Source organism: Saccharomonospora halophila 8 (assembly GCF_000383775.1).
GTDB classification, from domain to species: Bacteria; Actinomycetota; Actinomycetes; order Mycobacteriales; family Pseudonocardiaceae; genus Saccharomonospora; species Saccharomonospora halophila.
The window spans coordinates 20,556-29,086 of the sequence record NZ_KB912545.1 but is presented as its reverse complement, the minus strand read 5'-3'; the positions used below and the strand labels follow the sequence as shown (position 1 = coordinate 29,086).

At 71.1% G+C, this 8,531-nt stretch carries 8 protein-coding genes and 2 pseudogenes; all 10 read right to left on the bottom strand.

The features are described 5' to 3' along the window. Positions 1-460, bottom strand: a pseudogene (locus SACHA_RS21535) (WYL domain-containing protein); the annotation flags it as partial. Positions 461-544: 84 nt separating this feature from the next. Beyond that, entirely contained in the window at positions 545-1,903 is a 1,359-nt protein-coding gene (gene pafA, locus SACHA_RS0110865; protein WP_019809623.1) for a Pup--protein ligase, read from the bottom strand. A 181-nt stretch (positions 1,904-2,084) separates the two neighbouring features. Beyond that, the gene (locus SACHA_RS0110860) at positions 2,085-2,492 is read right to left on the bottom strand and encodes a spore-associated protein A (protein WP_157601662.1); all 408 of its coding nucleotides are present in this window, start codon (positions 2,490-2,492) and stop codon (positions 2,085-2,087) included. A gap of 146 nt (positions 2,493-2,638) precedes the next feature. Continuing rightward, positions 2,639-3,616, bottom strand: coding sequence for a helix-turn-helix domain-containing protein (locus SACHA_RS26440; protein WP_019809619.1), 978 nt, complete (start codon positions 3,614-3,616; stop codon positions 2,639-2,641). 34 nt (positions 3,617-3,650) lie between these two features. Then, a complete protein-coding gene (locus SACHA_RS0110850) occupies positions 3,651-4,481 on the bottom strand; it encodes an MOSC domain-containing protein (protein ID WP_019809617.1) in 831 nt (276 codons plus the stop codon). 13 nt (positions 4,482-4,494) lie between these two features. After that, positions 4,495-5,322: a proteasome subunit alpha gene (prcA, locus tag SACHA_RS0110845; RefSeq protein WP_019809616.1), complete on the bottom strand. Its 828-nt coding sequence runs from the start codon at positions 5,320-5,322 to the stop codon at positions 4,495-4,497. Between the two features lie 110 nt (positions 5,323-5,432). Continuing rightward, on the bottom strand, positions 5,433-6,308 hold the full coding sequence (gene prcB, locus SACHA_RS0110840; RefSeq protein ID WP_019809614.1) for a proteasome subunit beta: 876 nt from the start codon (positions 6,306-6,308) through the stop codon (positions 5,433-5,435). A gap of 93 nt (positions 6,309-6,401) precedes the next feature. Continuing rightward, positions 6,402-6,596: a ubiquitin-like protein Pup gene (locus SACHA_RS0110835; RefSeq protein WP_028663073.1), complete on the bottom strand. Its 195-nt coding sequence runs from the start codon at positions 6,594-6,596 to the stop codon at positions 6,402-6,404. A 95-nt stretch (positions 6,597-6,691) separates the two neighbouring features. After that, complete coding sequence (gene dop / locus SACHA_RS0110830) at positions 6,692-8,194, bottom strand: depupylase/deamidase Dop (RefSeq protein WP_019809610.1); 1,503 nt, start codon at positions 8,192-8,194, stop codon at positions 6,692-6,694. Positions 8,195-8,342: 148 nt separating this feature from the next. Then, a pseudogene (locus SACHA_RS26125) lies at positions 8,343-8,531 on the bottom strand (aldo/keto reductase); the annotation flags it as partial.

The following is an 8,531-nucleotide window of genomic DNA, read 5'->3' as shown; positions in this document are numbered from 1 at the left end:
GCACCGCCGACAGCAGCGGCGCGAACGCCGGGTCCGTGTGCACCCGCGGCTCCACCAGCGTCGCCGACTGGTCGTCGACCTCCACCCCGGCCGCCCGCAGCTTCACCAGAGCCCCGTGCGCCTGCCCGGTCAGCTCCGGCGAATCCCACAGCCGCACCGCCAGCGCCACCGCCGCCGCCTCGTCCGGGGCCAGGTCGATCTCGCCCAGCTCGTAGTCCCGGCGCGCGATCCGGTAGCCCTCCACCCCGTCGAACACCGAGTTCCGCCCGGTCTCCACCGGGATCCCCAGCTCACGCAGCTCCGCCTTGTCCCGCTCGAACATCCGGGAAAACGCCTCATCCCCCGCCACGTCCGGGTAGCCGGGCACGATCTGCCGCACCCGGTCGGCGGTCAGATACCGCCGCGTCGACAGCAGCGCCAGCACCAGGTTGACCAGGCGTTCAGCACGGGCGGTGGACACAGAACCACCCTAGCCACTCCACCGGCCCGCACGCGCGCGGCCCACACCGACGCACCCCACCCGAGGCGGCACCGGCGGCAGGTCTCACAACGAGGCGATCAGCCGTTCCACCCGCTCGTCCACCGCGCGGAACGGGTCCTTGCACAGCACGGTGCGCTGGGCCTGGTCGTTCAGCTTGAGATGCACCCAGTCCACCGTGAAGTCCCGGCCCGCCTGCTGCGCCGCCGCGATGAAGTCCCCCCGCAGCTTCGCCCGCGTGGTCTGCGGCGGCGTGTCCTTGGCCGCCTCGATCTCCCCGTCGTCGGTCACCCGCCGCACCATGCCCTTACGCTGCAACAGGTCGAAGATGCCCCGACCGCGGCGGATGTCGTGGTAGGCCAGATCCAGCTGCGCCACCTTCGGGTCCGACAGGTCCAGATCGTGTTTCGCCCGGTACCGCTCCACCAGGCGGTGCTTGATCGCCCAGTCGATCTCGGTGTCGATGCCGGAGAAGTCCTGCCGTTCCACCGCGTCCAACGCCCGGCCCCACAGGTCCACCACCTGCCGCGCCGTCGGCCCCGAGTCGTTGGCCTCCACGTGCTGCACCGCCCGCGCGTGGTACTCCCGCTGGATCTCCAACGGCGACGCCTCCCGACCCCCCGCCAGCCGCACCGGCCGCCGGCCGGTCAGGTCGTGCGACACCTCCCGGATCGCGCGGATCGGGTTGTCCAGCGTGAAGTCCCGGAACTGCACCCCCTGCTCCACCATCTCCAGCACCAGGTGCACCGCGCCCACCTTCAGCAACGTCGTCGGCTCGGCCATGTTCGAGTCCCCGACGATGACGTGCAGCCTGCGGTACCGCTCGGCGTCGGCGTGCGGCTCGTCGCGGGTGTTGATGATCGGCCGGGAGCGGGTCGTCGCGCTGGACACCCCCTCCCAGATGTGCTCCGCGCGCTGCGACAGGCAATACACCGCCCCGCGCGGCGTCTGCAGCACCTTGCCCGCCCCGGCGACCAACTGCCGGGTCACCAGGAACGGCAACAGCACGTCCGCCACCCGCGAGAACTCCCCCGCCCGCGTCACCAGATAGTTCTCGTGACACCCGTACGAGTTGCCCGCCGAGTCGGTGTTGTTCTTGAACAGGAAGATGTCCCCACCGATGCCCTCGTCGGCCAGCCGCCGTTCCGCATCGACGAGCAGATCCTCCAGGATCCGTTCCCCCGCCTTGTCGTGCGTCACCAGCTGCGTGATGTCGTCACACTCGGCGGTCGCGTACTCCGGGTGGGAACCCACGTCCAGGTACAGCCGGGAGCCGTTCGACAGGAACACGTTCGACGACCGGCCCCACGACACCACCCGCCGGAACAGGTAGCGCGCCACTTCGTCGGGCGACAACCTGCGCTGCCCGTGGAAGGTGCAGGTGACCCCGAACTCGGTCTCGATCCCAAAGATCCGACGCTGCATCCCTCAAGGGTAGGCGCTCTCGGCCGCAGTACGGTGAACGAAATCCACCGAATCCGTAACCCGCGGCCCGGGGCCGGTCCGGACGCGGGCACGACGAGTGGGTGGGCACGGCGGAGACCGCGCCCACCCACCTCCCCCTCACCGCGACAACACCCGCTCGCGCAGGACATCGCCCTTCCGCTCAGCCACAGTTGGTGTTCTCGTCCCCGGCGTACTCCCCCGAGATCGCACCACCCCAGGTGACACACGTCCCGGGTGCATACCGGTAGACCGGACCGGCGTACGTGGTGTAGTCCCCCTGATCCACCGCGTACCAGGCCGGGTCGTCCGCGCGGGCGATACCGGCGAACATCGCCAGCCGCACCCCCGGATCGTCACGCACCGTGACCACGCAGTTCATCGCGCTGCTCGCGTTGTAGGTCAGGTACACGGTGCCCAGGGAACCGATGTCCGCCTCGTTCACCACGCCGTACCCGGCCCCACACGCACCGTTGTACGCCGCAGCCGACGCCGGCGCCGCCACCAGCACGGAACCCCCGGTCATCGCGCCGACAGCGGTCAACACCGCCGCCACCCCACGTGTCCGCATGCTCGCCCACAACTCCTTCGTCCTCGTCCGGACCGTGCCTCGGCACCCGGCCGCGCCCCTCGGGCGGGCCGACTGCCACGACACAGCGTGCCCGGATCCGGCCTCGGAGTCGTTGGCATGGCGTGCACACCTTCTTGACGATGCGTCTACCCCGGCGTCGCGAGCGCCGCGGCACGGTAGTCCCGGGGCGGCACCCCGTAGGCGGTGCGGAACGCGCGGGTGAACGCCGCATGGTGCCGGAACCCGCACCGCGCGGCGATGTGGTGCACCGGGACCGTGCTCAGCACCGGATCGGTCAGATCCCGGCGGGCACGCTCCAGCCGCCGTCGCCGGATCCACGCCGCCACCGCGACGCCGTCCTCCTGGAAGAGGCGGTGTAGGTAACTGGTCGAGATGTGGTGCGCCGCGGCGACCACACCCGGCGTCAGCTCCGGGTCGTGCAGCCGTTGATCGATGAACGACCGCACCCGCTGCAGCAGGACCCGGCGGCGGCTCTCCGGCGTCACCGCGTCCGCGTCCTCCCCCACCACCCGGGCGAACAGTCCCGCCACCAGGTCACACACCACCGTCGCCAGGTGCGGCTCGTCCTCGGGGCGGTACGACCCGTGGTCGGCGGAGATCTGCGCCAGTGTGCCGGCCAACAGGGCCCCGAACCCGTCCCGGCCGGACAACCGACGCCCGATCAGCAGATCGGCCCGGTCGCCGGGCACCGGAAGCAACGCCCTGGGGATCTCGACCCCCGCGCACGAGATCGTCGGGGCACCCCGCGCCCGTAACTCGTACGGGCGCGAGGAGTCGTCGACATGCAGGTCACCCCGCCCGTACGCGGTCTCCCCGGTGGCCGCCACCCGGTCCATCGCACCCGCGCGCACCAGCACGACGTTGTACGTCTCCGGGTCGGACCGTTCGATCAGCCGCTCGGTGCGGCGAAACGTCACCGGGGCGAACTCCATGGTCCACACCCGGAGAGAATCCACGGTCACGTCCACCTGCGACATCCGGAACCCGGCCGGATCGGCACACACCGGCTCCAGCGGGGCAGGGGCCGGTTCCATCAGCGCACGGCAGTGGTCGAACCGCTCCGCCGCGGGCAGGTCGTCGGTGCCGGACACCGGCCCGGTCACCGGGCACGTCCCGGCCACCGGCGCGCCGCACCGGTCACGGCCCTGCCCACTCCGAAACCCGCACCTCGTCACCGACCGACACCTTGCCGGGGCGGGTGACCGCGAACCGTGTGCCCAGGGCGACCCCGTCCGGGGTGCGCCGGTACTCCGCCAGTGTGCGCAACGGTTCCGGCCCGACACGCACGCCGCGGTCCTGGTCCACCGTCGTCACCACACACCGCACCGCGACCTTGGTGAACCCGAGCTCCGCCTCCCCCACCGCGACGCGGCGCACCTCGTCCTCGGCGTGCGGCGCCTCCCAGCCGTCGACCACCACGTTGGGCCGGAACCGGTCCATCGGCACCGGGTCGGCGCCGCGTGCGCGCAACCGGGCGGTCAGTTCGTCCAGGCTGCGCCGCGTCATCAGCAGTACCGCGCTGCTGTCGGCGTAGGCCGCGGTGCCCGGGGTGCGGCCGGTGGTCTCCCGGTCGTGCTCCGGCGGCACCCGCACCAGCCTGCTCGGCCGGCCCAGCACCGTCGACACCCACCCGGCGGCGGTGTCGCCCTGGTCGACGCCGTGGAACGCCCTGCCGTGCATCCGCACCGGGTGGCGGGGCCCCTCGGTCTCCACCGTCACCGGGAGGGTCTCCGCCCCCGCGCACGACAAAGTCAGCGTTCCCGCCGCGCCGGACCCGTCGGCCTCGACACCGGCCCGCACCAGCGCCAGCCGCGGGTCGGTGCGCTGGCTGCGGAACCCGCCTGCGGGGTCGACAACCATGAAGGTGCGGTCGTGCTCCAGCCCGGCCGGGGACAGCACCCCCGCGTCGAGCGGGATTCCCGCGCACCCCTTGACCGGATAGCTGTACAGGCCGGTGACCCTGACCATCGCGGAACCGCCCCTACTCGGCCGACCCGCCTCCGGCCGACCCGTTCCCGTCCGTGGTCGCGCCCTCCGGCGAGGAGTCCGACGGGCCACCCGGGGAGGCCGGCATCAGCGCCTCCAGCGCCGCGCCGGTGATCCGGCGGAACTTCCGGCCCGGCCGCTCCCGGTCGAGCACCGCGACCTCCAACTTGCCCGGTTCCGTGTCCCCGTCACCGGAGGAGCCGGACGTGCCACCGGACCCGGAGGAGCCGGAGGAGCCGGAGGAGCCGGACGACGGGGCGCGCAGCGCCCCCACGGCCACCGACAGCGCCGCGCCCAGATCCATCCCGTCGGTGAAGCTGTCGGTGAGCTTGCTGTTGATCGCGTCCGTCTGTCCGCCCATGACCACGTACTTCGGCTGGTCCATCACGATGGAACCGTCGTAGGTCAGCCGGTACAGCTCGTCCTCGTCGGAGTCCGCACCCACCTGCGCCACACAGATCTCCACCTCGAACGGCTTCAACTGCTCGGTGAAGATCGTCGACAAGGTCTGCGCGTACACGTTGGCCAGCGCGCGGGCGTTCACGTCGCGCCGGTCGTACTGGTAGCCCTGCAGGTCGACGTGCCGGATCCCACCGCGGCGCAGGCTCTCGAACTCGCTGTAGCGGCCCACCGCGGCGAACCCGATCCGGTCGTAGATCTCGGAGACCTTGTGCAGTGTCGGCGACGGGTTCTCCGCCACGAACAGCACTCCGCCCCGGTATTTGAGCACGACGACGCTCCGTCCCCGCGCGATCCCCTTCCGCGCGAGTTCGGACCGCTCGCGCATCAGCTGTTCGGGGGAGGTGTACAGCGGCATCGTCACTGGCGTTCGCTCCGCTCTGCTCGTCGAATCGCTCTGCTCGTCGAATCGGAACTAATCGAATCGGGTTTGGTCGGGTCGGCGCCGCCGGGCCGCCACGGGCCCGGCGGGGGTCAGCCCAGCAGGCCGGGGCGTTCGGTCCGGTCGTGGACCACGGCCCGCGCGATCTCCGAGGTCTCCTCCTCCGGGGTGCGCACCGTTCCGTGTTCGGCGGTGACCGTGACCACCGTCGGGAAGATGTGGCGCACCAGGTCGGGCCCCCCGGTGGCGGTGTCGTCGTCGGCCGCGTCGTACAGCGCCTCGATCGCGGCCCTGGTCGCGGTCTCGGCGTCGGCCTCCGGGTCGTACAGCTTCTTCAGCGACGACTTCGCGTACGCCGATCCCGACCCGATCGCGTGATATCCGGCGTTCTCCTCGTACCGGCCGCCGGTGACGTCGAACGACACGATCCGTCCCGCCCGTTTCGGGTCGGTGGCGTCGACGTCGTATCCCACGAACAGGGGCAGCACCGCCAGTCCGGCCAACGCCACCTCCAGGTTGGCCTTGACCATGTTGGCGAGCTTGTTGGTCTTGCCGTCCAGCGACAGCGACACGCCCTCGATCTTCTCGTAGTGCGCGAGTTCGACCGTGTACAGCCGTACCAGTTCCAGCGCGAGGCCGGCGGTGCCCGCGATACCCACCGCCGAGTAGGCGTCGGTGACGTGGACCTTGTCCATGTCCCGGCTGGCGATGGTGTTGCCGGTGGTGGCCCGGCGGTCACCGGCCAGCAGCACACCACCGTTGAACGTCACCGCGACGATGGTGGTCCCGTGCGGTGGTTCCGCACCACCGGCCTGGGGCACCGGGGGTGCGGCGGGCATCCCGTCGGCCCGGTTCCCGGGCAGCAGCTCGGGGGCCTGGGCCCGGAGGAAGTCCGTGAACGACGACGTCGCCGACGACAGGTAGGCGGCGGGCAACACGAAGCCCGAGTTACGCGGAGTGTGTTCCATGCGTGCTCGTTGTTCCCATCGACGAAGGTGAACGGGACGGGGATACGTCGGGGCGTGCCCTGCCGGGCAAGCCTACGAGGTCGTCACGCGCGGCTACTGGCCGCCCTTCTGCACGTAGGCACGCACGAAGTCCTCCGCGTTCTCCTCCAGCACGTCGTCGATCTCGTCGAGGATCGTGTCGACGTCCTCGCCCATCTGCTCGCGACGTTCCTGGCCTGCGGGGGCGCCGGATTCGACTTCCTCGTCGGAGTCGCCGCCGCCGTGCTTCTCGATCCGTTCCTGAGCCATCATCGCCTCCCGTGTGGCCGCGTGGGTTCCAGCCTACGCTCGGTCGTCGGCTCCCGGGACCTCCGTGACCACCTCGTTGATCTTCGGGGTCCAGTTTATCCCGACGTGGTCAATGCCTCCACGAGTTCCTCGGCCGTGGCGGCGGAGTCCAGCAGCTCCCCGACGTGGGCCCGGGTCCCCCGCAGGGGTTCCAGGGTCGGGATCCGCACCAGTGACTCCTTACCCACGTCGAAGATCACCGAATCCCAGGAGGCCGCCGCGATGGAGTTCGCGTACTTCTCCAGGGTCCGGCCCCGGAAGTAGGCGCGGGTGTCCGACGGGGGCGTCGTCACCGCCTCGCGTACCTCGTCCTCGCTGACGAGGCGTTTCATCGACCCCCGGGTGACCAGCCGGTTGTACAGTCCCTTGTCCAGCCGCACGTCCGAGTACTGCAGGTCGATCAGATGCAGCCGGGGCGCGGCCCAGCCGAGCGCGTCCCGCGAGCGGTACCCTTCCAGCAGCCGCAGTTTCGCGGGCCAGTCGAGCCGGTCGGCGCACTCCTCCGGGTCCCGCGACAGGGCGTCGAGGATCTCGCCCCAGACCCGTAGCACCTCCTTGTCCTGCTCGTCGGCACCCACCCGCTCCAGGTGCTCCGACACCAGCTCGTGGTAGGCGTACTGCAGGTCGAGTGCGGTGTACTTGCGGCCGTTGGCCAGATCCACCGTGGTCTTCAGCGTGGGGTCGTGGCTGATCTGGTGCACCGCCTTCACCGGGTCCTCCAGCCGGAGGTCGTCGAACCGCACCCCGTGCTCGATCATGTCGATGACCAGGGCCGTGGTGCCCAGCTTGAGGTAGGTGGCGTACTCGGCGAGGTTCGCGTCCCCGATGATGACGTGCAACCGGCGGTAGCGGTCGGCGTCGGCGTGCGGCTCGTCGCGGGTGTTGATGATGCCCCGTTTGAGCGTGGTCTCCAGGCCGACCTCCACCTCGATGTAGTCGGCGCGTTGGGAGAGCTGGAATCCGGGCTCCTCCCCCTGGGCGCCCAACCCCACCCGTCCGGAGCCGGTGAACACCTGGCGGGACACGAAGAACGGCGTGAGTCCGCCGATCACCGAGGTGAACGGCGTCGTCCGGTCCATCAGGTAGTTCTCGTGCGTGCCGTAGCTGGCGCCCTTGCCGTCCACGTTGTTCTTGTACAGCTGCAGCGGCGTCTGGCCCGGCACGGTCGCGGCGCGCAGCGCCGCCTCCTCCATGACGCGTTCGCCGGCCTTGTCCCAGATCACCGCGTCCCGCGGGTTGGTCACCTCGGGCGCCGAGTACTCCGGGTGGGCGTGGTCGACGTAGAGGCGCGCGCCGTTGGTCAGGATCACGTTCGCCGCGCCGAGGTCCTCGACGTCGGAATCGTGTCCCTGCTGGTTCGGCCCGGCCAGGTCGAAGCCCCGCGCGTCCCGCAGGGGTGACTCCACCTCGTAGTCCCAGCGGGCCCGCCGGGCGCGCGGGATGTCCGCCGCCGCCGCGTAGGCCAGCACCACCTGGGTGGAGGTCAGCACCGGATTCGCGGTCGCATCGCCCGGCACCGCGATCCCGTATTCCACCTCGGTTCCCATGATCCGCCGCATGCCCCAAGCCTACGGGTGTCGGGCCGGAAAACTCCGGCGCCGGTGCGGTCGTGGGTGAAAAACCCCGATCGGACGTCACCAGGGGCCACCCACCTGCGACACCGCACGCGGCTGCTCACCCGGCCGGGCGAGGTCGGTCGGGTGAGGGTCACCGCCATGCGAGCGCCGACCGTCGCTTCCAGTAGTCCCCGGGGTCCTCGGCCACTCCCCACGGGACCGCTCCCGGATCCCGGTCGTCGGCGGGTCCGGGCAGGGCGGCGCCCGCGAGGTTCGAGTCGAGCTGGTCCGGGCTCGCGGCGCCGAGCAGCACCACGTCGGCCCACGGCCGGGCGTATGC

Excerpts from the sequence above, each read along its gene's own strand:
- SACHA_RS0110860 (WP_157601662.1), bottom strand. The coding sequence starts at position 2,492 with ATGCGGACACGTGGGGTGGCGGCGGTGTTGACCGCTGTCGGCGCGATG.
- SACHA_RS0110835 (WP_028663073.1), bottom strand. The coding sequence starts at position 6,596 with ATGGCTCAGGAACGGATCGAGAAGCACGGCGGCGGCGACTCCGACGAG.
- SACHA_RS0110850 (WP_019809617.1), bottom strand. The coding sequence starts at position 4,481 with ATGGTCAGGGTCACCGGCCTGTACAGCTATCCGGTCAAGGGGTGCGCG.
- pafA (WP_019809623.1), bottom strand. The coding sequence starts at position 1,903 with ATGCAGCGTCGGATCTTTGGGATCGAGACCGAGTTCGGGGTCACCTGC.
- prcB (WP_019809614.1), bottom strand. The coding sequence starts at position 6,308 with ATGGAACACACTCCGCGTAACTCGGGCTTCGTGTTGCCCGCCGCCTAC.
- dop (WP_019809610.1), bottom strand. The coding sequence starts at position 8,194 with ATGCGGCGGATCATGGGAACCGAGGTGGAATACGGGATCGCGGTGCCG.